A 24375-nucleotide genomic window follows, 5' to 3' on the forward strand; every position below is an offset into this window, starting at 1 on the left:
CCTCCTGACTCGTGGCTAGCGGCTGGGAAGACGGTGGGCCTCGACCAGGCGGTCGTACAGGGCGTCGAGCTGCTGGTCGACCCTGCGGCGGACGGGATCCGCGTCGTGCCAGTCGACGATCTCCTGCGCCCCCTGCCGGAACGGCACGCGGGCGGTCCAGCCGGGCACGAGCGTGCGGATCTTGGTGTTGTCGAACACCATCGAGTGCGCCTTGTCGCCCAGCAGGCTGTCGCCGAACTCCTCGTCCACGGCGGCGATGGCCTCGGACGTCACGTGAACGAGGTGTGGCTCCACCCCTGCGGCCTCGGCGACGTCGGCGTAGATCCGGTTCCACGTCGGCGCCTCGTCGCCGGTGATGTGGAACGCCTCGCCGAACGCCTCGCGACGGCCCAGCAGCCCGACGCAGGCCCGCGCGAAGTCGGTGTGGTGCGTGATGGTCCACAGGGACGTTCCGTCGCCGTGCACGACGACGGGCTTGCCCTGCCGCATCCGCTCGACCACCGTCCAGCGACCCTCGAAGGGCGGCAGGGTGTGGTCGTAGGTGTGCGACGGCCGGACGATCGTCACCGGCAGGCCGCCGTCCCGGTAGGCCCGCACGAGCAGGTCCTCGCAGGCGATCTTGTCGCGCGAGTACTGCCAGAACGGGTTGCGCAGCGGAGTCGACTCGGTGACGGGCAGCCGCGACGGGGGCGTCTGGTAGGCCGATGCCGAGCTGATGAAGACGTACTGCCCCGACCGCGCGGCGAACTCGTCGAGCTGCTGCTGCACCTGGTCCGGCGTGAACGACAGGAAGTCGACGACCACGTCGAACTCGCGGCCGCCGACGGCCTCCCGCACTGCTTCCGCGTCCCGGACGTCAGCCTGCAGCGCCTCGGCGTCGGGGTGCGGCGGATGGGTGGTGCTGGTTCCGCGGTTGAGGATCGTGACGCGGTGTCCCTGCGTGACGGCTTCGGCGACGCACGCCGAGCTGATCACGCCGGTGCCACCGATGAACAGGACGGTGCGTGCGGCCATGTCACGAGCCTAGGACCAGGGCCCGGTGACTGCCCCTGATGACTGCCTGTCCCTGATGCCTGCCGCCTCGTGTCGGGGTTGCTCGCGTCAGCCCAGGCGATGGAGGTCCGCGCGGCAGCGGCGCTCGAACTCCCCGAGCTCGGTGATGGCGTCCTCGAGGTCGCGGCGACGCTGCTCGAGGTCGGCGCGACGCTCGTCGATCTGGTCCAGCACGTACTCCAGCTGGCTCGCCTTGCCGCGCGGCCGGTCGTAGAGATCGATGATCGTGCGGATCTCCTCGAGCGGGAAGCCGAGCCGCTTGCCCCGCAGGATCAGCGCGAGGCGGGTCCGGTCACGGCGGTGGTAGATCCGCACGGTGCCCCGTCGCTCGGGGGTGATCAGGCCCAGGTCCTCGTAGTGCCGCACCGTCCGGTGGGTGACCTCGAACTCGTCCGCGATCTCGCGGATCGTCCAGGTCTCCCGGACGCGCTCGTCGACGGCGGTGGAGGCGGGGGCTGGCATACCCGTGAGTATTGCTTTACGTTTACGTCAACGTCAAGCACCACCACACCCACGGTATGCCGCGTGGCCGGGAGCAGGTGTCCGATCGACACCGCCCCGGGCGCGCACCACGAAGGAGAATCGATGTTCGAGCTGAGCAAGGAGCACGAGGACTTCCGCAAGGTCGTCCGGGAGTTCGCCGAGGCAGAGGTCGAGCCGCACATCGCCAAGTGGGACAAGGACCACCACTTCCCGAGCGACCTCGTGCCGAAGATGGGCGACCTGGGGCTGTTCGGCCTCGTCGTGCCCGAGGAGTTCGGCGGGATGGGTGACGACGGTGACTTCACCTCGCTCTGTGTCGCCATCGAGGAGCTCGGCCGGGTCGACCAGTCGATCGGCATCACGCTGTCGGCCGGGGTCGGCCTGGGCATCAACCCGATCCTGACCTACGGCAGCCAGGAGCAGAAGGAGCGCTTCCTGCCCGACCTCGTGGCGGGTCGCGCGCTCGCCGGGTTCGGCCTGACCGAGCCCGACGCCGGGTCCGACGCCGGTGCCACCCGCACCAAGGCCGTCCGCGAGGGCGACGAGTGGGTCGTCAACGGGTCGAAGGCCTTCATCACCAACTCCGGCACGGACATCACCTCCGTGGTCACCGTGACGGCCCGCACCGGCACGAACGACGACGGCTCGGCGCAGCTCAGCGCCATCATGATCCCCTCCGGCACCAAGGGCTTCACCGTCGAACCGGCCTACGACAAGCTCGGCTGGCACGCCTCCGACACCCATGGCCTGACCTTCGAGAACTGCCGCGTGCCGGCCGGAAACCTCCTCGGCAACGAGGGCGAGGGCTTCAAGCAGTTCCTCAAGACCCTCGACGACGGCCGCATCGCCATCTCGGCCCTCGCGGTCGGCATGAGCCAGCGGATGCTCGAGGAGACCACCGAGTACGCCAAGACCCGCAAGGCGTTCGGCAAGCCGATCGGCGTCAACCAGGGCGTGTCCTTCCAGATCGCCGACCTCGCCGTCATGGTCGAGGCGTCGCGCCAGCTGACCTACAAGGCCGCCTGGCTCAAGGACGAGCTCGAGCACGGTCGCCGCTCGGTCAAGGAGGTCAAGCAGGCCGCCGCGATCTGCAAGCTCTACTCGACCGAGGCGGCCGTCACCGCGACCCGCATCGCCACGCAGGTGTTCGGCGGCAACGGCTTCATGGAGGAGTACCCCGTCGCCCGCTTCTACCGCGACGCCAAGATCCTCGAGATCGGCGAGGGCACCTCCGAGGTGCAACGCATGGTCATCGCCCGCCACCTCGGCCTGCCGACCGCCTGAGCCCGTGACAACCGACGCAGACGCAGCAGCCCCCGAGACAGTGCGAGAGGGTATGCCGGTGACCTCCACCTCGTCGTCAGGCGCCTCGGCGTCCACCCCCGCCCTTCCGTTCGCCGTCGGAGCCGACTCCGGCACCGACCCGAAGGTGACCGACGTCCGGGAGCGGCTCGCCGCGGCATACCTGGCCTCTGCGGCGGCGCCCGAGAAGGCGCAGGCCAAGCTGGACGCGCAGGGCAAGCTCTACGTGCGCGACCGGATCGCGATGCTGTTCGACGAGGGGAGCTTCGTCGAGGACGCGCGGTTCGCCAACGCGACGGCGAAGGGCCTGCCGGCCGACGGTGTCGTCACGGGTCGCGGCACCGTCGACGGACGCCCCGCGATCGTGATCGCCAACGACCCGACGGTCAAGGCCGGGTCGTGGGGGGCGCGGACGGTCGAGAAGATCGTGCGGGCCACCGAGATGGCGCTGCGCGAGGAGCTGCCCGTCTTCTGGTTCGTCGACTCCGCGGGCGCCCGCATCACCGACCAGGTCGAGATGTTCCCCGGACGCCGCGGCGCGGGCCGCATCTTCCACAACCAGGTCGCACTGTCGGGCAAGGTGCCCCAGATCTGCTGCCTGTTCGGGCCGAGCGCCGCGGGCGGTGCCTACATTCCCTCCTTCACCGACCTGATCATCATGGTCGAGGGAAACGCCTCGATGTATCTCGGCAGTCCTCGCATGGCGGAAATGGTTGTGGGAGAGAAGGTTTCGCTGGAGGACATGGGTGGTGCGCGGATGCACTGCACGGTCTCCGGTGTGGGTGACCTGCTGGTCGCCGACGACACCGAGGCCATCGAGATGGCGCGGCTGTACTTCTCCTACCTGCCGGCCAACTGGCGCTCCGACCTTCCGTCCTACGCGCCGGAGGAGCCCTCGACGCCGCTGACGCGGCACACCGTGCCCGAGCGCGAGAGCCAGCCCTTCGACATCCACGAGGTCATCGACGGCCTCGTCGACGACGAGTCGTTCTTCGAGGTCAAGCCTCTGTTCGCGCCGGAGCTCGTCATCGGGTTCGGCCGGATGGCGGGGGAGACCGTCGGCATCGTCGCCAACAACTCCATCGTCAAGGGTGGGGTGCTCTTCACGGACAGCGCCGACAAGGCCGCGCGGTTCATCTGGCTGTGCGACGCCTACTCGATCCCGCTGATCTACCTCGCCGACGTCCCGGGCTTCATGATCGGGTCGGAGGTCGAGCGCGGCGGCATCATCCGGCACGGCGCCAAGATGGTGCACGCGGTGTCCTCGGCGACCGTCCCGCAGTTCTGCGTGATCGTCCGCAAGGCCTACGGCGCCGGGCTCTACGCCATGGGCGGTCCCGGCTTCGGTCCCGACGCGACCATCGCGCTGCCCACCGCGCGCATCGCCGTGATGGGCCCGGAGGCGGCCGTCAACGCCGTCTACGCCAACAAGATCGCGGCGATCGACGACCCGGCCGAGCGTGAGCAGTTCGTGCAGGACATGCGGCGCGAGTACGAAGAGGACGTCGACCTCGAGCGGCTCGCCGCCGACCTGGTCCTCGACCAGATCATCGAGGCCGACGCCCTGCGTGCCGAGCTCCTGCTGCGGCTGCGCTACGCCAAGGCCCGCGAGCGGCACTTCGCCACCAAGCGGCGCGACATCCCCCCGGTCTGACGGGTTGCGGTCAGCCGCGCTCGCCCTGGGCGCCCCGGTGCGCGGTGCTGCGCAGGTCGTGCCATGCCAGTCCGACCTCCATGAGCAGCTCGCGCAGCAGCGGCAGCGAGAGCCCGACCACGTTGCTCGGGTCGCCTTCGATGCCGGTGACGTAGGGCCCGCCGAGCCCGTCGAGGGTGAAGGCCCCGGCGACACGCAGGGGCTCGCCCGTCTCGACGTAGGCCTCGATCTCGTCGTCCGTCAGCTTGGCGAAGTGGACCGTGGTGGAGGCGGTGGCCCCGAGCGTGGCGCCCGTCCCACCATCGGCCTCCTCGCGGGTGTCGACGACCCAGTGGCCGGTGTGCAGGACGCCTGAGCGGCCGCGCATCTGGCGCCACCGCGACCTGGCCTCCGCCGCTGACGCGGGCTTGCCGTGGATCTCGCCGTCGAGGTCGAGGACCGAGTCGCACCCGACGATGATCGCGTCGTCGATCTGGTCGGCCACGTCCTCGGCCTTGGCGCGCGCCAGAACCAGCGCGACGTCCTCGGCGACCAGCTCGCCGTAGGTCTCGAGGGCCGCTGCGGTCACCGCTGCCTCGTCCACGGAGCTCACGACCACGCTGGGCTCCAGCCCCGCAGCGGCGAGCAGTCGACGGCGGGCGGGGGAGGCGGAGGCGAGCACGAGGGACGTCACGAGGCGAGGCTACCCACCCGAGGCGCCGACGCGGCATACCCGCGTGTGGCCGCGGCGCTCAGCCGAGCTGGTCGTCGACGAAGCACCAGCGCCAGGACTCGCCCGGCTCGAAGCTGCGCATCACGGGGTGGTCGGTCTCTCGGAAGTGCGCCGAGGCGTGCTTCTGGGGTGAGGAGTCGCAGCACCCGACGTGGCCGCAGTCGAGGCACAGCCGCAGGTGGACCCACGTCGTGCCGTCCCGGAGGCACTCCTCGCACCCGTGCGGGCTGGTCGGCGCCACGAACCGGTCGTGGTGGTCGGCGAGGTGCTGACACTCGTCCTCGGGGCGCTCCGGGGGCAGCAACGGGTCCTCACGGAGCTCGTCGGAGCGTTCCTCGATCCGGTCGAGCATCGACTCCTCGATGTCGAGCTGGGCGAAGACGTGACCCAGCACCTCCTGGTCGACCGTGCCCGCGTCGCGGATCCGCAGGAGCTCGGCGCGCTCGGCCCCGAGCATGATGAGCCGCACCCGGCGGTAGGTCGCGCTGGGCGTCTCGACCGCGTCGGCGCGCCCCTGGCCGAGCCGCTCCCAGACGATGTTCGTGCGGTTCTCGGCGCGCCGGCGCAGGGTCTCGATGACGTCGTCGTCGACGTCGTGGTGCTCCTCGAGCGCCTTGAGCCCGGCCGCGACCGACGACTGGAGGATGGTCGCCTCCTGCAGGGCGTCCTCGCGTGGGTCGGGGCCGCGCACGCCGAGGCTCCTGGCGAGCCAGGGCAGCGAGAGTCCTTGCAGGAGCAGGGTCGCCACGGTGACGGTCATGGCGGCCAACACGAGCGTGGAGCGCTCGGGAGTGCCCTCCGGCAACGTGAAGGCCGCGGCGAGGGTCACCACCCCGCGCATGCCCGCCCACGAGATGACGGCGGCTGCCCTGGGGTGGAACTTGCCCTCGCCCTTCGGGAGCTTGGCTTGGAGGAGCTTGAAGGGGAAGACCCAGATCGGTCGCAGGATCACCACCGTGGCCAGCACGGCAAGGCACACCAGGATCACCCGACCCCACCCCGGACCGGTCTGGCCGGCGTCCTCCACGAGCCGGCGCATCTGCATGCCGAGCATGAGGAACACGACGTTCTCGAGGATGAACTGGATGGTCGTCCAGTTGATCCGCTCGCTCAGCCGCGACGAGGCGTTCTGGATGATCGGCGACTTGTGCCCCAGCAGCAGGCCCGCGACGACCACGGCCAGCACTCCGGAGCCGTGGTAGTGCTCAGCGGGCAGGTAGGCGAGGTAGGGGACGATGAACGAGATGGACGTGTCGATGGCCGACTCGGTGACCTTGCGCCGGACGAAGGCGATCACGACCGCCACGAGCACCCCGAAGCCCACCCCGAGCACGACCGCGCGGCTGAAGTCGAAGGCCACCGAGCCCATCGTCACCTTCTCGGCGTGCTTGCCGGACGCGACGGCGCCCGCGGCGAGCGGGAAGGCGGCGATGGCGGTACGCAGTGACACCAGCGCCGTGGCGTCGTTGACCAGCGACTCGCCCTCGAGGATGGTCACGATCCGTCTCGGCAGCCCGATCCGTCTCGCCACTGCCGTGGCGGCGACCGCGTCGGGGGGCGCGACGATCGCACCGAGCCCGAAAGCCACCGCGAACGGGACGTCGAGCAGCTTCCAGGTGACCAGGCCCACGCCCGCCGCGGTGAACAGGACGAGCCCGACGGACAGGCCCAGGATCGGTGTCCAGTTGGCGCGGAAGTCCACGAGCGAGGTGCGGATCGCGGCGGCATACAACAAGGGCGGCAGCAGGCCGACCAGGACGACCTCGGAGCTCAGCTCCGGCTCGGGGATGAACGAGACGTAGCTGACTGCGACACCCACCACGAGCAAGGCCAGGGGCGCGGCGACGCGCCACCTCTGCGCGAAACCCGCGACGACGATGACGGTCGCGATGATGGCGACGATGGCGCCGGCAGTTTCCACGGGGACATCCTCGCAGGCAGCCGCAGACGTGCCGGGCGTGGGCGGGTGAAGGCGGTCCACCGCCGGGGGTGGACCGCCTCAGGCGCCTCGGGTCACTCGGGCCGTCAGCCGAGCTCGCCCAGCACCGCCTCGCGCAGCGTGTCGAGGCCCACGCCACCGATGTCGAGCGCGCGGCGGTGGAAGTCCTTGAGCGAGAACTGGTCTCCCTCACGCTCCTCGACCTGGTCGCGCAGCTGCATCCAGAGCCGCTCGCCGATCTTGTAGGAGGGTGCCTGGCCGGGCCAGCCGAGATAGCGGTCGAGCTCGAACCGCAGCCACGCCTCGCCCTGGTTGGCGTGGTCGGTGAGGTACTGCCAGGCCTTGTCGTAGGTCCACTCACCCCCGCCGACCTCGGCCGGGGCGTCGAACCCGCAGTGCACCCCGATGTCGATGACGACGCGGGCGGCGCGCAGCGACTGGCTGTCGAGCAGCCCCATCTTGTTGCCCGGGTCGTCCATGTAGCCGAGCTCGTCCATGAGCCGCTCGGCATACAACGCCCAGCCCTCACCGTGACCGGAGGTCCAGGCGAACATGCGGCGCCACTTGTTGAGCAGCTCCGATCGGAACACCGTCTGCGCCACCTGGAGGTGGTGCCCCGGAACGCCCTCGTGGTAGACGGTCGTGAGCTCCTTCCAGGTGCCGAACTCCGTCACGCCCTTGGGCACCGACCACCACATGCGTCCGGGACGCGAGAAGTCCTCGGAAGGGCCCGTGTAGTAGATGCCGCCCGTCTGGGTGGGGGCGATGAGGCACTCGATGGTCCGCACCGGGTCGGGGATGTCGAAGTGGGTGGCGGCGAGGTTGGCGATGGCCTCGTCGGCCCGCTCCTGCATCCACGCCTTCAGCTCGTCGGTGCCGTGCAGCTGGTATGCCGGGTCGGCGTCGAGGGCGGCGATGGCCTCCTTGACGGAGCTGTCGGGTTTGATCTGGTGGGCCACCTGCTCCATCTGCGCGGTGATCCGCTCGACCTCCTGCTGGCCCCAGGCGTAGGTCTCGGCAAGATCGACCGTGGCGCCGAGGAACGAGCGGGAGAGCAGCGCGTACCGCTCCGGACCGCAGGCGTCCGCCTCGGGTGCGACGTCGAGCAGGTGGGCCTTGAGCCAGGTGCCGAGCTCGGCATACGCCGAGGAGGCGCGCTCGGCGGCGGTCGCGAGCACGTCCCTGGTCGACTCGGCCAGCTCGCCTGCGCCGCTGTCGTCGCCGCTGAGCCTGGCGTCCTCGACGAGCTTGGCGAAGTACCCGTCGTCCGCGACGAGGTCGACGCACTGCTGGATGCAGGCCTCGACCTGGCGACGCGGCGCGACGTTGCCCTTGGCTGAGGCGCTCAGCAGGCTCTCCTGCCACCCGGCGAGGGCGTCGGGCACGCGCTGGAGGCGTCGGCTGATGACTCCCCAGTCCTCGTCGGTGTCCGTGGGCATGAGGTCGAAGCAGCCGCGGACCTCCTGCAGCGGGGAGGCGATGACGTTGAGGGACATCTCGTCGAGCCCGGCCCGGTGGGTCTCCTCCGCCAGCCCGAGTCGCTCGCGCATCGCGGCCAGGGTGATCCGGTCGATCTCGTCGACGGGGGCTGCTCCGTCGAGCCGCGCGAGGGTGTCGGAGCGCAGGGCGGCGTGGGCCTCGTGGCCGGCGGGGGAGAAGTCGTCGAGCTCCTCGTCGTGACCGGCGATGCCGAGGTAGGTCGCGGTGATCGGGCTGAGGGCGACGAACTTCGCCAGGAAGTCGTCGGCGATGCGGTCGATGTCGGTGGCGGGTCGGGCCGCTGCGGTCGTCTCTGTGCTCACGCGAGCGAAGGTACCCCAGCGTCCTGACGGCGGGCACCGCAATAACCCGGGAGCGGCGCCCGCCCCTCTGCGTGCCGCAGGGCATACCCGGGCTGCACCGCCACACGGCGTTGCCACCGTCCCTAGGCTGGGCGCATGGCTGCACACCTGCTGTCGCTCAACGTCGGACGCGCCGAACCCAGCACCGCCAAGAACGTCGGCGTGACCGGCATAGCCAAGCGGCCGGTCGGGTCCGCCCACCTGCGTGCCCCGGGACCCAAGCACGGTGGGCTGGGCAGCGGTGTCGAGGGGGACTTCCTCGGCGACACCCGGCACCACGGGGGCGACTACCAGGCTGTCTACGCCTTCGCCCGTGAGGAGCTCGACTGGTGGGCGGAGCAGCTGGGACGGGACCTGCCCGACGGCATGTTCGGGGAGAACCTCACCACGAGCGGTCTCGACGTCGACGGGGCTCTGGTCGGTGAGCGCTGGGCGGTCGGCAACGAGGTCGTGCTCGAGGTCTGCGGGCCCCGGATCCCGTGTGCCACGTTTGCCGCACGGATGGGCGAGCGCAGCTGGGTCAAGCGGTTCAGTGGCGTCGGGCGCACCGGCGCCTACCTGTCCGTCGTGACCGGCGGGACGGTGCGCCAGGGGGACGCCATCGAGGTGGTGGCGCGCCCCCAACACGACATCACGGTGCCCGACACGTTCCGGGCGTTCATGGGTGACCTCGAGGCGGCCGAGCGCGTGCTTGCGGCCAACTGCCTCGTCGACGTCGAGGCTGCAGAGCTCCGCGAGACCGTCACGCGCCGCCGGGCCGCCGGCACCGAGCTGGACGAGTAACCCGCGTCGAGCACGGGCCCGTCGACCGACGACCACGGTCCGGTCGACGGTCACGGCGCGACGAGGTGTGAGGCGCATTGACGGTGGGGTTCCGGTCCGCCCTGGCTGACCAGGGTCGTCCGCCCACCGCGGGCGCGTGGGGGAAGTCGGTCAGCCGGGCCAGGCGGAGGCGCGCCAGGCGCCCCGACCAGGAGTGAGCGGGCGGCGCACCGCCCGGGCCGGGGAGGACCACTGCGAGGTATGCCGCGCGGCTGGCGCCTCGGCGCCGCCCGAGGCAGCGGACAGCACCGCCAACAGCGCGGCCACCTCTTCGGGGGTCGCGTCGCCGCGGACCAGCCGCAGTGGCGGCAGGCTCGACGCCCGTCCCGAGGTCCCCTCGGTGTCGCTCATCGCCCCGGCCCCCAGCCGTGAGCCTTCGAACGGGTCACAGCGGGATGTTTCCGTGCTTCTTGGGCGGCAGGGTCTCGCGCTTGGTGCGCAGCGCCCGCAGTGCCTTGGTGACGTTCATGCGCGTGTTCGACGGCGTGATGACGGTGTCGACATAGCCGCGCTCGGCCGCGATGTAGGGGTTGGCGAGGGTGTCCTCGTACTCGGCGATGAACCGGGCCCGCGCCTCGTCGACGTTCTCCCCGGCCTCGGCCGCGGCGGCGAGCTGCTTGCGGTAGAGGATGTTGACCGCGCCCTGGGCGCCCATCACGGCGATCTGGGCGGTCGGCCAGGCGAGGTTGATGTCGGCCCCGAGGTGCTTGGACCCCATCACGTCGTAGGCGCCGCCGTAGGCCTTGCGGGTGATCACCGTGACGAGCGGGACGGTGGCCTCGGCGTAGGCGTAGATCAGCTTGGCCCCGCGCCGGATGATGCCGTCCCACTCCTGGTCGGTGCCGGGCAGGAAGCCGGGCACGTCGACGAACGTCAGCACCGGCACGTTGAACGCGTCGCAAGTGCGCACGAACCGGGCGGCCTTCTCGGAGGCGTCGATGTCGAGCGTCCCGGCGAACTGCATCGGCTGGTTGGCGACGACCCCGACCGAGCGCCCCTCGATGCGGCCGTAGCCGACCAGGATGTTCGGGGCGAACAGCGGCTGGACCTCGAGGAACTCCCCGTCATCGAGGACGTGCTCGATGACGGTCTTCATGTCGTAGGGCTGGTTGGCGCTGTCGGGGATGAGCGTGTCGAGCTCGCGGTCCTCGTCGGTGACCTCGAGCGACGGCAGCTCGGCGGCGTCGTCGGCGAACGAGGGCGGCTCCTCGAGGTTGTTCGACGGCAGGTAGGACAGCAGCGCCTTGACGTACTCGATCGCGTCCTCCTCGTCGGTGCCCATGTAGTGCGCGACACCGGACTTGGTGTTGTGGGTCCGGGCGCCGCCGAGGTCCTCGAACGACACGTCCTCGCCGGTCACGGTCTTGATGACCTCGGGGCCGGTGATGAACATGTGCGAGGTCTGGTCGACCATCACGGTGAAGTCGGTGACCGCGGGGGAGTAGACCGCGCCGCCGGCACAAGGCCCCATGATCAGCGAGATCTGGGGGATCACCCCGGACGCGTGCACGTTGCGGCGGAAGATCTCGCCGTAGAGGCCGAGCGAGACCACGCCCTCCTGGATGCGGGCGCCGCCGGAGTCGTTGAGACCCACGACGGGGCAGCCGACCTTCATCGCGAAGTCCATGACCTTGCAGATCTTCTCGCCGAACACCTCACCCAGCGACCCACCGAACACGGTGAAGTCCTGCGCGAACACCGCCACGGTGCGACCGTCCACCGTGCCGTAGCCGGTGACCACGCCGTCGCCGTAGGGCCGGTTGGCCTCCTGGCCGAAGGCGGTCGACCGGTGTCGGGCGTACTTGTCCATCTCGATGAACGAGCCCTCGTCGAGCAGCAGCTCGAGGCGCTCGCGGGCGGTCTTCTTGCCCCGTGCGTGCTGCTTCTCGACGGCCCGCTCGGACCCCGCGTGCGCGACCTCGGCGACACGCCGCTTGAGGTCGGCCAGCTTGCCGGCCGTGGAGTGGATGTCGATCCCCGAGTCGGGGGCGGGAACGTCGGTGCCGCCGACCGAGAGCGGATCAGCGACGGAATCGGTGGTCTGCGCCATGCCGGCGAGCCTAGCCTTGCCTCCATGCGCGAATCGCTCGACCGTGAGGCATTGCACGAGGCGTTGGTCACGCCGGGTCAGCCGTGGACGGGGGTCGACGTCCACCCGGCGCTCGGCTCCACCAACCTCGAGGCGGCCCGCCTCGCCCAGCAGTGGCGCGTGGTGGTGACCGACCACCAGCAGGCCGGCCGAGGGCGCCTCGGCCGCTCCTGGGACACCCCTGCCAACACCTCGGTCACGCTCTCGGTGCTGCTGCCCGCCCCCGATCAGGGTCGCGGCTGGCTGCCGCTCGCCACCGGTCTGGCGGTTCGCGACGCCCTGAGCGAGGTCGCCGGGGTCGACAGCGCGCTCAAGTGGCCCAACGACGTGCTGCTGCCCGCGGACGACGACCGCAAGGTGTGCGGCATCCTCTGCGAGCTCCAGCCCACCGGGATCGTGGTCGGCCTGGGCATCAACGTCGACCAGGACCGGGACGAGCTCCCGGTCGACACGGCCACCTCGTTGCGGCTGGCGGGTGCCCCCGACGTGAGCCGGGAGCGCCTCGTCGTGGCGGTGCTCAGCCACCTCGCCCGGTGGCACGGTGAGCTCAGTGGCGCCGCGCCGGCGCGCGCCGGCGTCCACGCGGCATACCGCAAGACGTGCGCGACGATCGGGCGCGAGGTCGAGCTGCACGTGGCGGGCGGTGACGTGCGCAGCGCTCGGGCCCTCGGCGTGGACGACGAGGGCCGACTCGTCGTGAGCAGCGCGGGCAGCGAGTATGCCGTGGCCGCCGGCGACGTGGTCCACCTGCGCTCCACCACGCCCTAGGGTGACCGCATGAGCGAGGTTGGCCGGCACCGGGTGGTGCGCCCGGAGGACTTCGCGGCGCTGCGCGCGGACGACCTCGAGGCGCGGCTGCTCGGCAAGCCGGCCACCATGGCCCGCCGGGACGTCTCCCGCGGCGCCGAGGTGTCGCTCCTGTCGGCCCGCAAGTTCTGGCACGCGCTGGGCTTCCCGAACGTCGAGGACGACGACGCGATGTTCACCGAGGCCGACCAGATGGCCCTGGTGGCCACCGCGCGACTGGTGCGCGAGCAGGAGCTCGACGAGACGACGGCCCTGGCGATGACCCGGGCGTTCGCCCGCACCACCGACCGTCTCGCCGTCTGGCAGACCCAGCTGATGGCCGAGGCGCTCGCCGATCCCGATCTCGAGGCGGCGCTGGACGAGGCTGACGCCCGAGCCGTGCCCGACCTCGCTGCTGCCGAGGCCGCCGCGCGCAAGCTCACCGACATGGCCGACCAGCTCGAGCCCCTGCTCATCTACGCCTGGCGGCGCCACCTCACCGCCGCCATCTCGCGCATGCTGGCCGATGCCGACCCCCAGCAGTCCTCCCAGGGTGTGCGCCGGGTTGTCGGGTTCGCCGACCTGGTCAACTTCACCTCGCTGGTCCGGCGGATGACCGAGCGCCAGCTGGCCGTGGTGGTGCAGCGGTTCGAGGCGCTGGCGACCGACATCGTCACTGCGCACGGGGGACGCGTCATCAAGACCGTGGGCGACGAGATCCTGTTCGTCACCATCGACGCGGCGCCGGCGGCAGCCGTGGCGCTCGACCTGGTCGAGACGATGGCCGAGGACGACCTGCTGCCCGACGTGCGGGTGGGCATGGCCGTCGGACCGGTCCTGTCACGCCTCGGAGACGTCTTCGGCACGACGGTCAACCGCGCCAGCCGACTGACCAGCGTGGCGCCCGGTGGGGGAGTCCTGGTCGACGACGCACTTGCCTCGGCGCTCGCGGCCCTGTCGGGGTTCGAGACGACGGCGCTGCGGCGTCGCGCCCTTCGCGGCATCGGACCGGTCACGCCCAGCGAGCTGCGGCGGGCCGCCGGCGGTCGCCAGCCGACCGCGCAGGCCGTCACCCCCACCCGAAAGGCGTCCTCATGAGCGCAGAGCTGGTCCGCATCGACCGACACGGGGAAGGTGGCCACGTGGCCGAGCTCGTCCTCGACCGCCCCGAGGCGATGAACGCCGTCTCGACCGCGATGGCCCAGGCCCTCTCCCGGGCGACGACCGAGCTCGCCCAGGACGCGGGCGTTCGGGCGGTCGTGGTGTCCTCGACCCATCCGAGGGCCTTCTGCGTCGGCGCGGACCTCAAGGAGCGCAACTCCTTCACCGACGACGACCTGCGCGCCCAGCGGCCGGTGGCGCAGGCGGCATACCGGGGGGTCCTGGACCTTCCCGTGCCTGCGATCGCGGCGGTGGACGGCTTCGCGCTGGGGGGCGGCTTCGAGATCGCGCTCTCCTGTGACCTGGTCGTGTGTGGTGAGGACGCGGTCGTGGGCCTGCCCGAGGTGAGCGTCGGCGTGATCCCCGGCGGGGGCGGCACCCAGCTGCTCACGCGCCGGGTGGGTTGGTCGCGGGCGGCCCAGATGGTCTTCACCGCCCAGCGGTATGCCGCGCACGACGCGTGCGGCCTGGGTGCGGTGGACGAGGTGGTGGCCGCGGGGACTGCGCGCGACCGCGCCCTCGAGCTGGCGACCATGATCGCGTCCCACTCACCTGTCGGCATGCGCAACGCCAAGGCCGCCATGCGTCGCGGGTTCGACACCGACCTGGACTCCGGACTGCGCATCGAGGACGAGATGTGGGCGGCAACGGCCTTCTCCGGGGACCGTGCCGAGGGGGTCGCCGCCTTCAACGAGAAACGCCGTCCCGTGTGGCCTGGTCGCTGAGATGGGTCCCTTCTACATAGCATCACCCTCATGACCCGTGTGCTCCTCGCTGAGGACGACCCTGCCATCTCCGAGCCGCTAGCTCGCGCCCTGCGCCGTGAGGGGTATGACGTGGACGTCCGCGCAGACGGACGGGCGGCACTCGAAGCCTCCGCGGAGAACCCGGACCTGGTGGTGCTCGACCTCGGGCTGCCGTACGTCGACGGGCTCGAGGTGTGCCGCCGGATCCGTGCCGAGGGGCGCACCGTGCCCGTGCTGATCCTCACCGCCCGCGCCGACGAGGTGGACACCGTGGTGGGCCTCGACGCCGGCGCCGACGACTACGTCACCAAGCCGTTCCGGCTCGCCGAGCTGCTGGCCAGGGTGCGGGCGCTGCTGCGCCGCAACCCCACCGACGCCCCCTCCGCCCACGAGCTCGTCCGCATCGACCCCGAGGGTCGGCGGGCTTGGTTCAAGGAGGAGGAGCTCCAGCTCACTGCCAAGGAGTTCGACCTCCTGCGCGTGCTGGTGCGTGAGCAGGGCAAGGTCGTCTCGCGTGAGCAGCTGATGCGCGAGATCTGGGAGACCGCCTGGTTCGGGTCGACCAAGACCCTCGACATGCACATCTCCGTGCTCCGCCGGAAGCTCGGCGACGACGCTGCACAGCCGCGCTACATCGCCACCGTCCGTGGGGTCGGGTTCCGGTTCGAGCGCGGCGACGAGATCTGACCGCTGACGATGCGGCAGCAGCTGATCCGCTCGACCGTGCTCGCGGTGGCCCTGGCGATCCTGATCACCATGACCCCGGTGGCGTTCGCCATCTGGAACGCCACGGTCCACGGCAAGGGCATCGTCGCGACCTGGCTCGAGGAGGGCACCCCTGCCTCGACCTCGATGCGGCTGGTGCTCGTGGTCATCGGCCTCGGCGTGGCTGCCCTCGGTGTGGGGGTCCTGGTCGCGATCCGGCAGGCCCACCGCATGTCGCGGCCGATGACGCTCCTCGCCGAGCGCGCCGAGCGACTCGGTGCCGGTGAGTCCCGGATCCAGCCCATCAACTCCGGCATCGCCGAGCTGGACCAGGTGTCGGAGGTGTTGTCGCGGAGCGCGCAGCGGCTGACCAAGTCGCTCGCGTCGGAGCGCGACTTCGCCGCCGACGCCTCCCACCAGCTGCGGACGCCGTTGACCGCGCTGCTGATGCGGCTCGAGGAGATCGCCGCCACCGACGACCTCGAGGTCGTCCAGGAGGAGGCCAGCATCGCGATCGACCAGGTCGAACGCCTGACCCGTGTGGTCGACGACCTGATGTCCCGCACCCGCAGGGGCGGCGACGAGTCGAAGGCCACCGTCTCGCTCGACTCGGTCATCGCGGCCCTCCAGCGCGAGTGGCAGCCGGCGTTCGAACAGGCTCGACGCAGCGTCCGGGTCCACGGTGAGCGAGGGCTGGTCGTCCAGGCCAAGCCGGTCGACCTGTCGCAGGTGCTCTCGACCCTGCTCGAGAACGCGCTCGCCCACGGCCGGGGCACGGTCGACGTCCACGCCCGGCGGAGCGGTCCGTCCGTCGTCGTCGAGGTGAGCGACCAGGGCGAGGGGGTCCCGTCCTCGATCGCCCCCCACATCTTCGAACGCTCGGTGACCACGACCGGCACGGGCCTCGGGCTGGCGCTCGCGCGCGACCTGGCTGAGTCCAACGGTGGCCGCCTCGAGCTCATCCAGGCCCAGCCGGCGATCTTCGCCCTGTTCCTCAGCGAGTCCGACAGCACCTGACCGCCCGCCCCGCCTTTATCGGGTGACCCGATAAAGGTCGACTCCACCCCGAAACGGTTCCGGGGTGGAGTCGACCGTTGTCGGGTGAGGCTGCCCGGCCCGGGTGCTGGTTCGGGGCGCTCAGCCTTGGGTCTCGGCCATCGGTGAGGTGTCCTCGAGCGGCTCCTCGCTGAACACGAACCGGCGGTAGGCCCAGAACCGGAACAGGGTGCCGAGCGCGATGCCGACGAGCTTGGCGACGTTCTCGGCCACCAGGCTCTCCTGCCCGAGGAAGTGGTGCGAGAAGCCGACGCAGGCCGCCTGGATGAGCAGGGCCACGCCGTTGGTGAGAGCGAAGAGGAGGGCTTCGTGGTGCACGGGCCGGTTGCGGCGGTGCCGGAACGTCCACATCCGGTTGCCGATCCAGGCGACGCACGTGGCGACCGCTGCCGAGATGACGGTGGCCACGACCGCGCGGGAGAGCGGCCCGTTGCCGTAGCCCGACAGCACGGTGCTGCGCAGGATGTTGAACAGGCCGAGGTCCACGACGAAGGCCACTGCTCCGACGATCCCGAACTTGATCATCTCGCGGTAGAGGACGTCGATCGTGCCGCGCAGGCGGGCGACGACGGAGTGGTTCTCGGACACCAGAGGAGCCTATCGGCGGATGCCCGCGGCCCGTCGGCGACGGTGGCAGATATCCTCGCCGCGTGACGTCACCGCAGCGCGCCCCCGGAGGATTCCCGGTCGTCGGCATCGTCGGCGGCGGGCAGCTGGCGCGGATGTGCGCCGCCCCGGCGGCAGAGCTGGCGATCACCCTCAGCGTCCTCGCCGAGGCGCCGGACGCGGCGGCAGCCCAGGTCATCCCATCCTCACCGGTCGGTGACCACACGGATGTCGAGGCGGTCCTGGCCTTCGCCAGGGAGTGCGACGTCGTCACCTTCGACCACGAGCACGTCCCGCCGAACGTGCTGGAAGCCCTTGTCGCAGAGGGCATCCCGCTGCATCCCACGCCCGAGGCCCTGCGTTTCGCCCAGGACAAGCTGGCGATGCGCGAGCGCCTCACGGAGATCGGCGTCGCCTGCCCGGCGTGGGCCGGCGCCAAGACCGCCGCCGAGGTCGAGGCCTTCGCTGCCCGGGTGGGCTGGCCGATCGTCGCCAAGACACCGCGCGGTGGATATGACGGCAAGGGCGTGCGGGTCATCGACTCCGCCGCGGAGGTCGACGACTGGCTGGCCCTGGTCGCGCAGCAGGAGGGGACAGCCGACCTGCTCGCCGACGGCATCCTCGTGGAGGAGAAGGTCGACTTCGTCCGCGAGCTGGCCGTGCTCATCGCCCGCAGTCCCTCCAACCAGGCAGCCGCGTGGCCGGTCGTCGAGACCGTCCAGACCGACAGCATCTGCACCGAGGTGCTGGCCCCCGCGCCCGGCCTCGACCCGGCCCTCGCCGCGGTGGCCACCGAAGCCGGGCTGCGCATCGCCGAGAACCTCGGCGTGACAGGGGTGTTCGCCGTCGAGATGTTCGAGGTGAGGGACCCGCGGACCGGTGCCCCGGCATACGTCGTCAACGAGCTGGCCATGCGCCCGCACAACAGCGGGCACTGGTCCATGGACGGCGCCGTGACCGGTCAGTTCGAGCAGCACCTGCGCGCGGTCCTCGACCTGCCCCTCGGGGCGCCCACCCCGCGTGAGCCGCACACGGTGATGGCCAACGTCCTCGGCGGCGACTACCCCGAGCTCTACCCGGCCTATCGCCACATCATGGCGAGGGACCCCGGGCTCAAGGTGCACCTCTACGGCAAGGGCGTCCGCCCGGGTCGCAAGATCGGTCACGTCAACGTCTCCGGCACCGACCTGGCGCAGCTGCGCGAGCGGGCCGGCCACGCGGCCGACTACCTCGCAGGAGTGATCACCGAATGAGCGACAGCACTGCACCACCCGCCACCACCGAGGCGTCGCCCCTGGTCGGGCTGGTCATGGGCAGCGACAGCGACTGGCCGGTCATGGAGCTGGCGGCCCAGGCGCTCCAGGAGTTCGGCATCGCCTACGAGGCCGACGTGGTCTCGGCGCACCGGATGCCCGAGGAGATGATCGCCTACGGGCAGAACGCTTCTGGGCGCGGACTCCGGGTGCTCATCGCGGGCGCCGGCGGTGCTGCCCACCTCCCGGGGATGCTCGCATCGGTGACACCGTTGCCCGTGATCGGCGTGCCCGTGCCCCTGAAATACCTCGACGGCATGGACTCGCTGCTCTCGATCGTCCAGATGCCCGCAGGGGTCCCGGTCGCGGCGGTGTCCATCGGCGGGGCCCGCAACGCGGGGCTGCTGGCCGCCCGCATCCTCGCCGCCGGCGAGGGGGAGTATGCCGCGGGGCTGCGTCAGCGGATGACCGCCTTCCAGGCCGAGCTGCGGGACCAGGCCCACGCCAAGGGTGCGGCGCTGCGCGAGCGGCGCAGCGGCTCCTGGCAGGGCGCGCCTGGCTCCTGACGAGCCCGCCTGATCACTAGCGGGCCATGCCTGCCGAGCGCACCCCTCGCCACTCGATGCGCGGGCAGGTGTCCATCACGACGTCCATCCCGGCGGCGCGAGCGCGGTCCGCAGCGGCCTCGTCCACGACACCGAGCTGCATCCAGATGGCGTCGATCAACAGCCGGTCCTTGTTGGAGATGGCGTCGTCCACCACCGGCCCGACGTGCTCGGAGTTGACGAAGCAGTCGACGACCTTGATATCGGTGCCGTCGGGGATGTCGGACAGCGACGCGTAACCCTGTTCGCCGTGCACGGTCTCGGCCTTGGGGTGCACCGGGATCAGGCCCTTGCCGAGCTCGACCTTGAGCCAGCGGGAGACCCCGAACGCCTCACGCTCCTGGTTGTTCGACAGGCCGACCACGACCCAGATGCCGGGGTCGATGAGGAGCTCGCGGATGAGGTCGGGATCGTTCTGGTGGCGAAAGCTCATGCCTTCAGCATCACACGATGAGGACGCGTTGGGGAGGGGGACGGGAGGCGGGACAGGGGAGGGGGACAGGGGAGAGACAGGGGGAGTGCCGGCGGGAGGCAGTAACGTCGGCCCCATGAAGTTCGGACTGTTCGTGCCACAGGGCTGGCGCATGGACCTTGTCGGGATCGACCCCAGTCAGCACTGGGGCGTGATGGCGGGTCTGGCGCGACGGGCCGACGCCAACGAGGACTGGTCCTCGATCTGGGTCTTCGACCACTTCCACACCGTCCCGATCCCCAGCGAGGAGGCGACGCACGAGGCTTGGACCCTGATGGCCGCCTTCGCCGCCGTCACGGGACGGGTGCGCCTGGGACAGATGTGCACATGCATGGCCTACCGGAACCCGGCCTACCTCGCGAAGGTGGCCGCCACGGTCGACATCATCTCCGAGGGTCGGCTCGAGATGGGCATCGGGGCGGGCTGGTACGAGCACGAGTGGCGCGCCTACGGCTACGGCTTCCCGCGGGCCGGTGAGCGCCTGCGGGCTCTCGACGAGGGCGTCCAGATCTTCCGACAGATGTGGACGACCGGCACGGCGACGTTCGAGGGCAAGCACTTCCAGGTCGACGGCGCCCGCTGCTACCCGCAGCCGCTCCAGGGCACGACGGCCCCGGGGTCGAAGCACAACGGCATACCCATGTGGATCGCCGGCGGGGGCGAGAAGAAGACGCTGCGCATCGCCGCCCAGTACGCCGACTACACCAACTTCGACCCCAGCCCCGAGGGCTTTGCCGCCAAGAGCGCGATCCTCAAGGGGCACTGCGACGACGTGGGCCGTGACTTCGGTGAGATCGTCCGCAGCGGCAACCTCAACGTCTTCATCGGCGCCACCGAGCGCGAGGTCGAGGATCGGTTCGCCGCGCTGCGGGCGCGGCTCCTCTCGGTGGGGACGCCGGAGGCCCGCGTCGACCACCTGCTCGCGGACTACCGCAAGGCCGCGACGGTCGGCACCCCCGAGCAGGTGGTGGAGAAGCTCGGCGCCCTGGAGAAGCTCGGCCTGACCTACGCGATCCTCAACTTCCCCGAGGCGGCCTACGACACCACGGGCATGGCGATGTTCGAGCGCGACGTGATGCCCGAGCTGCTCGACCGTGAGGAGCACGGCCACCTCTGGCACCTGCCGCGTCGTCGCTGAAGCCGGCGACTCAGGCGGAGGGTGCGCTGGTGGGCCGCGCGGGGAACAGTGTCTGCCAGACGCGGGTGCGGCGCAGGCCCCTGCGCACCGAGGGGTAGTGGCGCTCGAACAGGAACCAGAAGCAGAACGCGACGACGTTCGCGACCACGAAGCCGAACACGATCGCCGCAGCGGGGTGGGCGCGTACCCTGGGCACGGTCTGCAGGTACACGAGCAGGCTGAAGTGGACCAGGTAGAGCGAGTACGAGTAGTCCGACACGTACTTGACGATCGTGCGCACGGGCGCGGGGATGCGTGACTGACCGGCCGGCATCACGGCTGCACCGGCCCCACCCCTCGTTGCCGCGTTCGCGGCCGTTGCCGCCGGGTTGGCCGGGTCCGTGGCTGGGGCCGGGCGGGCCGGGTCCGTGGCTGGCGCTGGGCGGGCGAACCCGAAGTAGAAGGACATCACTCCGACCGACAGCGCGAGCGCGACGAACTCGTCATAGACGTTCCAGTGCGTGCGATGCAGGCACACGGGGGTCGCCAAGAGCCCGACCACACCCAGGACCTGGTGGAGCCGGCGGTGGGTGAACCAGGCGAACCGGTCTCCGATGGCGTATGCCATGCCCACCACCCAGGCGAGGACGAGGCCCTCGCTCGCGACCAGCGTCTGGGCCACGACAGCGCCGGAGAAGAGCAGGACAAGCACGCCGACGACCCCTATTCGTCGGTCCCGCACCAGTCGGAGCAGGATCAGCCCGAAGGTGATGTAGATCCAGAACTCGATGACCACCGACCAGAACGGGTCGGCGGTTCCGATCGGGCCGGTCCTCAGGGGCAGTCCGGTGACTTCGGCGACCGTGCGCATGACTGGGTTGTTGTAGAGCATCGTGAGGTTCGTGACGGTGGTCCACACGTCGAGGGGGATCGTCGTGAACGGGTTTCGCCGCCCCTGCAGCACCAGGCGGTCCGCGACGGCTACGAGGAGGACGGCAGGGACGAACGGGACGAAGATCCGCGCGAACCGCTCGAGGAAGAACTCGCCGAAGGTGTAGCCCGGTGAGGCCATCTTGGTCAGCGCCGACCGGCTGACGAGGAAGCCGGACAGGACGAAGAACAGCAGCACGCCGAGGCTCTGCATGTAGAAGATGCCGGGCGTGGTGCGGTAGGTGCCGTTGGCACGCTGGACCATGAAGACGGCAGGCAGGAAGAGGTTGAGGGAGTGCCCGACCACGACCATCTGTGCGGTCAGGCCGCGGACCGCGTCGAAGTAGAAGAGCTGGTGCTTGCTCGCCGCCTGCAGGTGTGGGTGGGCGACGGTCGTGGTCGGTTCTACCACGCGGTCCACCCACCATCGACGGCCACCATCTGACCGGTGACGTAGGCCGAGTCGTCGCCGGCGAGCCAGGTCACCACGCCGGCGAAGTCCTGCTCCGTCGCCATCCGACCGAGGGGAGTGAGCCGGCTGTACCGGTCGAGGAACAGCGGGTCCTGCCCGCGTTCGATGCCACCAGGGGCGAAGCCGTTGACGCGGATGTCGGGCGCCAGCACGGTCGCGAGGTAGCGAGTGAGCTGGACGAGCCCACCCTTGGTGGCGCCGTAGGCGGCGGGGTTGCCCATCCGGGTGCCGTCGTAGAGACCCATGTTGGGCCCGACGAGCCCGTAGATCGAGGACACCGTGATGACGCTGCCGTGCCCACCGGCGCGGAGCAGCGGCGCCAGCCGCCGGGTGAGGGAGAACGGCACAGTGAGGTTGAGCCAGGTCGCCATCGCGAAGGCCTCGTCGGTCTGCTCGTCGAACGGCACGGCATACCCGGCGATCCCGGACGTTCCCGTGAAGGCGGCATTGTGCACCAGGACGTCGCAGGCCCCGAGCTCGGTGACAAAGTGCTCCACGGCCGTGAGTCCTTCGCCGGTCATCAGGTCCGCGGTGACGCCGAGATGACCATCCCCCAGCGCTGCGACCGTCTCGTCGACGCCGGCACGGTCGATGACGACCACTCTTGCTCCGGCAACCACGAGCGCGCCCGCGAGGACGCGGCCGAGAGGGCCGGCCCCACCGGTGACCACGGCGGTACGTCCAGCGAGGCTGGCGGTCATGCGTGCTCCTCCACCCAGGGGAAGGTGATCAGCCCGGCGGCGATGAGCGCCTCGATCAGCCGGAACTCGTACTCGTCGTCGATCGAGAAGGCCTGGGCCTCAGGGATCTCGATGCCGGCGTAGGTCCCACTGTCGAACCACGAGCGCTCCAGCGCACGGGCCGAGGCGGCACGCCAGATGTAGAAGTTGCCGTTGATCCGAAGGTAGCGTCCGGCGTCCTGACGTCGGACGACTCCGGTGCCGCTGGCGAAGTAGCGCTCCAGCGCTCCCTCCGCACCCACTTCCCGCACTCCGACCCACTCCGGCTGGAACGTCGGCTCGGACACCGAGATCACGCCGTCCAGGTCGGGGTTGCTCCAGAGCAGCTCAGCGGCCGCGTCGAGCTGCTGCGGCAGGCGAGCCGGGCTCGTGGGGTCGAGCAGCAGCACGGCGTCGTAGGGCTGACCCTCCTCCCTCTCGACCCACTCCAGCGCGTGGGTCACCACCGGGGCCATCGGCGTGTCGTCACCGGCGAGCTCGACGGGGCGCATGAAGGGGACGTCGCCACCGAAACGTCTCGCGACATCGGCGATCTCCTCCGAGTCGGTCGTCAGGATGGTGCGGGTGACGCTCGGCGTCATCGCGGCAGCGCGGATCGCGTGGCCGACCAGCGGTATGCCGCACAGCGGGCGGACGTTCTTGCCCGGCAGCCCGCGCGAGCCGCCTCTGGCGGGGATGACGGCCAGGACTCGGGGTGCAGCGCTCACGGGGACTCCGCTCCTCGGGTGCTGGGACGCGACGTCTCGATGGGGTCGGCCGACCCTCTGGCGCCGTCACAGATGCGCACGGCGAGGGCGCCCTCGGCGAGGGTTGCGGGCGCCCCTGCGCGCAGGAGCAGCTCAGCGTCTGCTGTCGGGGCCAGGGCCAGCGCGGCCTGCATCTGCCGGGCCATCACGCCGTTGCGCTCGAGATCTTCGGGAAAGGCGACCACGTCGACCGACCCGTCCGGCGCCGTGGACGACACCGAACCGGTCACCGGGTCCCAGGCGACACTGCCGTCGGCGCTGGTGACCAGGGCGCCCCGCCGAGCTGGGCGAGTCGTGTAGTCCAGCCGGAGCGTCACCGTCGCGGACGGCGTCCGCCAGAGCACCGTCGCTGCCTGCTCGGCGGCGATGTCAAGAGGTCCTTCCCACTCGACGACGGCCTGGATGCTGTCCTCCGCGGGCGGGCCGAAGACGGAGACGGCGTAGTCGATCTCGTGCACCAGGTCCCGCAGCACGCCGCCCTCGTCGGCCCGCGCCGAGTAGGACTGGCGGTAGTCGCGGTCCGGCCGCCAGTCGGGCAGCCAGGACTGCGAGTAGACGTGCGCGCTGGCCGGGGCAGGCAGGGCGAGGGCACGGTCGCGGAACTCGAGGAAGCCGAGGTGCGCTCGCAGGGGGGCGGCCACGAAGACCCGGTGCTCAGCCTCCGGATGCTGCCTGAGACGCCCAGCGTCATCGGCCGTCGGTGCGACCGGCTTCTCCAGCAGCACCCGCGCGGCGCCCGCGTCGAGTGCGGCGAGTGCGTCGTCGACGTGCCTGGCCGTGTCCGTGGCGATGACCACCAGGTCCGCCTGCCCGCTCATCTCGGCGCCCTGGACGTCGTCGAGCAGCGGCGTGCCGTCCAGGTCGCCCACGCGTGGGCGAACCGGCCAGCCGTGGACGTCGGCGCCGAGATCCCGGAGGACGGTGGCGTGCCGGCGGCCGATGGAGCCCAAGCCCCTGACGACGACCGTGCCGGTCATGGGGCCTCCTCCTCGCCTCGCTGCAACGACTCGAGCAGTCATAGTGCCATGACGTCGGGTCGCGGCACGCACGGCACGCACCATGGGGCGCCGGTCGTCCCCCCGGGG

The 24375-nt window shown here is 70.8% G+C and carries 24 protein-coding genes; 11 read left to right on the forward strand and 13 right to left on the reverse strand.

Features of this window, described 5'->3' with window-relative positions; genetic code table 11:
* Positions 1 to 15 precede the first annotated feature (15 nt).
* Positions 16 to 1014 (reverse strand): SDR family oxidoreductase, encoded by a 999-nt coding sequence (locus tag AC1DXJ_RS07585; protein ID WP_477636747.1) that lies wholly within the window; start codon positions 1012 to 1014, stop codon positions 16 to 18.
* Positions 1015 to 1101: 87 nt separating this feature from the next.
* A complete protein-coding gene (locus AC1DXJ_RS07590; RefSeq protein WP_477614922.1) occupies positions 1102 to 1515 on the reverse strand; it encodes a MerR family transcriptional regulator in 414 nt (137 codons plus the stop codon).
* Between the two features lie 123 nt (positions 1516 to 1638).
* Between AC1DXJ_RS07590 and AC1DXJ_RS07595 the strand changes: the two genes are divergently transcribed.
* Together AC1DXJ_RS07595 and AC1DXJ_RS07600 are read left to right on the forward strand one after the other, a co-directional pair.
* Entirely contained in the window at positions 1639 to 2820 is a 1182-nt protein-coding gene (locus AC1DXJ_RS07595; RefSeq protein WP_477624895.1) for an acyl-CoA dehydrogenase family protein, read from the forward strand.
* A 52-nt stretch (positions 2821 to 2872) separates the two neighbouring features.
* Complete coding sequence (locus tag AC1DXJ_RS07600; protein ID WP_477615306.1) at positions 2873 to 4492, forward strand: acyl-CoA carboxylase subunit beta; 1620 nt, start codon at positions 2873 to 2875, stop codon at positions 4490 to 4492.
* Positions 4493 to 4502: 10 nt separating this feature from the next.
* On the opposite strand, the gene AC1DXJ_RS07605 is transcribed toward AC1DXJ_RS07600, so the two are convergent.
* The 3 genes from AC1DXJ_RS07605 to AC1DXJ_RS07615 form a co-directional block, all read right to left on the reverse strand.
* Positions 4503 to 5165, reverse strand: coding sequence for a Maf family protein (locus AC1DXJ_RS07605; RefSeq protein WP_477624896.1), 663 nt, complete (start codon positions 5163 to 5165; stop codon positions 4503 to 4505).
* Positions 5166 to 5223: 58 nt separating this feature from the next.
* A complete protein-coding gene (locus AC1DXJ_RS07610; RefSeq protein ID WP_477614925.1) occupies positions 5224 to 7125 on the reverse strand; it encodes a Na+/H+ antiporter in 1902 nt (633 codons plus the stop codon).
* 104 nt (positions 7126 to 7229) lie between these two features.
* Positions 7230 to 8945, reverse strand: coding sequence for a DUF885 domain-containing protein (locus AC1DXJ_RS07615; protein ID WP_477614926.1), 1716 nt, complete (start codon positions 8943 to 8945; stop codon positions 7230 to 7232).
* 135 nt (positions 8946 to 9080) lie between these two features.
* Between AC1DXJ_RS07615 and AC1DXJ_RS07620 the strand changes: the two genes are divergently transcribed.
* Positions 9081 to 9767: an MOSC domain-containing protein gene (locus AC1DXJ_RS07620; RefSeq protein WP_477614927.1), complete on the forward strand. Its 687-nt coding sequence runs from the start codon at positions 9081 to 9083 to the stop codon at positions 9765 to 9767.
* A 150-nt stretch (positions 9768 to 9917) separates the two neighbouring features.
* Here AC1DXJ_RS07620 and AC1DXJ_RS07625 read toward each other — a convergent pair whose 3' ends face one another.
* Positions 9918 to 10157 (reverse strand): acyl-CoA carboxylase subunit epsilon, encoded by a 240-nt coding sequence (locus tag AC1DXJ_RS07625; protein ID WP_477614928.1) that lies wholly within the window; start codon positions 10155 to 10157, stop codon positions 9918 to 9920.
* 34 nt (positions 10158 to 10191) lie between these two features.
* Positions 10192 to 11856, reverse strand: coding sequence for an acyl-CoA carboxylase subunit beta (locus AC1DXJ_RS07630; protein ID WP_477614929.1), 1665 nt, complete (start codon positions 11854 to 11856; stop codon positions 10192 to 10194).
* Between the two features lie 24 nt (positions 11857 to 11880).
* On the opposite strand from AC1DXJ_RS07630, the gene AC1DXJ_RS07635 reads away from it, so the two are divergent.
* The 5 genes from AC1DXJ_RS07635 to AC1DXJ_RS07655 are packed head-to-tail and all read left to right on the forward strand — an operon-like array spanning position 11881 to position 16310.
* Positions 11881 to 12663 (forward strand): biotin--[acetyl-CoA-carboxylase] ligase, encoded by a 783-nt coding sequence (locus tag AC1DXJ_RS07635; RefSeq protein WP_477614930.1) that lies wholly within the window; start codon positions 11881 to 11883, stop codon positions 12661 to 12663.
* A gap of 9 nt (positions 12664 to 12672) precedes the next feature.
* Positions 12673 to 13779, forward strand: a complete 1107-nt coding sequence (locus tag AC1DXJ_RS07640; protein ID WP_477614931.1) for an adenylate/guanylate cyclase domain-containing protein — start codon at positions 12673 to 12675, stop codon at positions 13777 to 13779.
* On the forward strand, positions 13776 to 14567 hold the full coding sequence (locus AC1DXJ_RS07645; protein ID WP_477614932.1) for an enoyl-CoA hydratase/isomerase family protein: 792 nt from the start codon (positions 13776 to 13778) through the stop codon (positions 14565 to 14567). Before AC1DXJ_RS07640 ends, AC1DXJ_RS07645 begins: the two co-directional genes overlap by 4 nt.
* Positions 14568 to 14597: 30 nt before the next feature.
* Positions 14598 to 15275, forward strand: a complete 678-nt coding sequence (locus tag AC1DXJ_RS07650; RefSeq protein WP_056922896.1) for a response regulator transcription factor — start codon at positions 14598 to 14600, stop codon at positions 15273 to 15275.
* Positions 15276 to 15284: 9 nt separating this feature from the next.
* Complete coding sequence (locus tag AC1DXJ_RS07655) at positions 15285 to 16310, forward strand: sensor histidine kinase (protein WP_477614933.1); 1026 nt, start codon at positions 15285 to 15287, stop codon at positions 16308 to 16310.
* Between the two features lie 120 nt (positions 16311 to 16430).
* Here AC1DXJ_RS07655 and AC1DXJ_RS07660 read toward each other — a convergent pair whose 3' ends face one another.
* The gene (locus AC1DXJ_RS07660; RefSeq protein WP_477614934.1) at positions 16431 to 16937 is read right to left on the reverse strand and encodes a GtrA family protein; all 507 of its coding nucleotides are present in this window, start codon (positions 16935 to 16937) and stop codon (positions 16431 to 16433) included.
* Between the two features lie 62 nt (positions 16938 to 16999).
* On the opposite strand from AC1DXJ_RS07660, the gene AC1DXJ_RS07665 reads away from it, so the two are divergent.
* Positions 17000 to 18208, forward strand: a complete 1209-nt coding sequence (locus tag AC1DXJ_RS07665) for a 5-(carboxyamino)imidazole ribonucleotide synthase (RefSeq protein ID WP_477614935.1) — start codon at positions 17000 to 17002, stop codon at positions 18206 to 18208.
* Positions 18205 to 18774 (forward strand): 5-(carboxyamino)imidazole ribonucleotide mutase, encoded by a 570-nt coding sequence (purE, locus tag AC1DXJ_RS07670; protein WP_477614936.1) that lies wholly within the window; start codon positions 18205 to 18207, stop codon positions 18772 to 18774. The genes AC1DXJ_RS07665 and purE overlap by 4 nt, the downstream gene beginning before the upstream one ends.
* 16 nt (positions 18775 to 18790) lie before the next feature.
* On the opposite strand, the gene AC1DXJ_RS07675 is transcribed toward purE, so the two are convergent.
* The gene (locus tag AC1DXJ_RS07675; RefSeq protein ID WP_477614937.1) at positions 18791 to 19246 is read right to left on the reverse strand and encodes a CoA-binding protein; all 456 of its coding nucleotides are present in this window, start codon (positions 19244 to 19246) and stop codon (positions 18791 to 18793) included.
* A gap of 115 nt (positions 19247 to 19361) precedes the next feature.
* Between AC1DXJ_RS07675 and AC1DXJ_RS07680 the strand changes: the two genes are divergently transcribed.
* The gene (locus AC1DXJ_RS07680; protein WP_477614938.1) at positions 19362 to 20423 is read left to right on the forward strand and encodes an LLM class F420-dependent oxidoreductase; all 1062 of its coding nucleotides are present in this window, start codon (positions 19362 to 19364) and stop codon (positions 20421 to 20423) included.
* Positions 20424 to 20433: 10 nt separating this feature from the next.
* On the opposite strand, the gene AC1DXJ_RS07685 is transcribed toward AC1DXJ_RS07680, so the two are convergent.
* Genes AC1DXJ_RS07685 through AC1DXJ_RS07700 form a run of 4 tightly spaced genes read right to left on the reverse strand, consistent with a single transcriptional unit; the run spans position 20434 to position 24267 of the window.
* On the reverse strand, positions 20434 to 21744 hold the full coding sequence (locus tag AC1DXJ_RS07685) for an acyltransferase family protein (protein WP_477614939.1): 1311 nt from the start codon (positions 21742 to 21744) through the stop codon (positions 20434 to 20436).
* Positions 21738 to 22505: an SDR family NAD(P)-dependent oxidoreductase gene (locus AC1DXJ_RS07690; protein WP_477614940.1), complete on the reverse strand. Its 768-nt coding sequence runs from the start codon at positions 22503 to 22505 to the stop codon at positions 21738 to 21740. Before AC1DXJ_RS07690 ends, AC1DXJ_RS07685 begins: the two co-directional genes overlap by 7 nt.
* The gene (locus AC1DXJ_RS07695) at positions 22502 to 23251 is read right to left on the reverse strand and encodes an acylneuraminate cytidylyltransferase family protein (protein ID WP_477614941.1); all 750 of its coding nucleotides are present in this window, start codon (positions 23249 to 23251) and stop codon (positions 22502 to 22504) included. The genes AC1DXJ_RS07690 and AC1DXJ_RS07695 overlap by 4 nt, the downstream gene beginning before the upstream one ends.
* Complete coding sequence (locus AC1DXJ_RS07700; RefSeq protein ID WP_477614942.1) at positions 23248 to 24267, reverse strand: Gfo/Idh/MocA family oxidoreductase; 1020 nt, start codon at positions 24265 to 24267, stop codon at positions 23248 to 23250. Before AC1DXJ_RS07700 ends, AC1DXJ_RS07695 begins: the two co-directional genes overlap by 4 nt.
* Between the last annotated feature and the right edge of the window lie 108 nt (positions 24268 to 24375).

It is taken from the genome of Pedococcus sp. P2_D9, assembly GCF_056404275.1.